Annotated in this window: 1 protein-coding gene; it reads right to left on the bottom strand. The window is 63.4% G+C overall.

All coding sequences use genetic code 11. The annotated features are described in order from the left end of the window. Positions 1-138: 138 nt before the first annotated feature. Complete coding sequence (locus tag ACXR2T_RS15790; protein ID WP_489945565.1) at positions 139-465, bottom strand: Fur family transcriptional regulator; 327 nt, start codon at positions 463-465, stop codon at positions 139-141. Between the last annotated feature and the right edge of the window lie 76 nt (positions 466-541).

Below are 541 nucleotides of genomic sequence, written 5' to 3'. Positions count from 1 at the left end.
ATTATTGGTAGCGATTCCTGAGACACGGTTGGCGCACCACTTCGAAGAACCCACGCATAGTCGTGGGTTCTTGCGTTTTAGGGAGTGCTTGTGCTGACTGCGTACATAGACGAGTTCGGGCACGGCGCACACCGCGCGCTATTGCTGCGCGCGGCAGTCTGCGCACACTCCGAACAGGTCGATGACGTGCTCGATCTCTGAGAATCCGTGCTCGGCGCCCACGAGGCGCGCCCACTCCTCGACCACGGTCGCTTCAAGCTCGCGCGCCGAGCCGCAACGGCGGCAGATCAGGTGATGGTGGTGTCCCTTTGAGGTGCACGACAGAAACAGGTTCTCGCCCTCGGGCGCCTGAATCGAGTCGGCCTCGCCGTCTTCGGTGAGGCTCGCGAGCGCCCGATACACCGTTGCAAGCCCAATCGTGGAGCCCGCGTCGCGCAGCGTCTGGTGCAGCTGCTGCGCGCTCACCCGACTTGGCTCACGGTTCGGGGTTTGTGAACCCGGGAAGCTCGTGACCGGGGATTTCTAGTTCCAGGTCGCGGCT

Source organism: Leucobacter faecis (assembly GCF_054456635.2).
The sequence above is the reverse complement of the archived record's forward strand: the minus strand, read 5'-3'. Positions and strand labels throughout refer to the sequence as shown.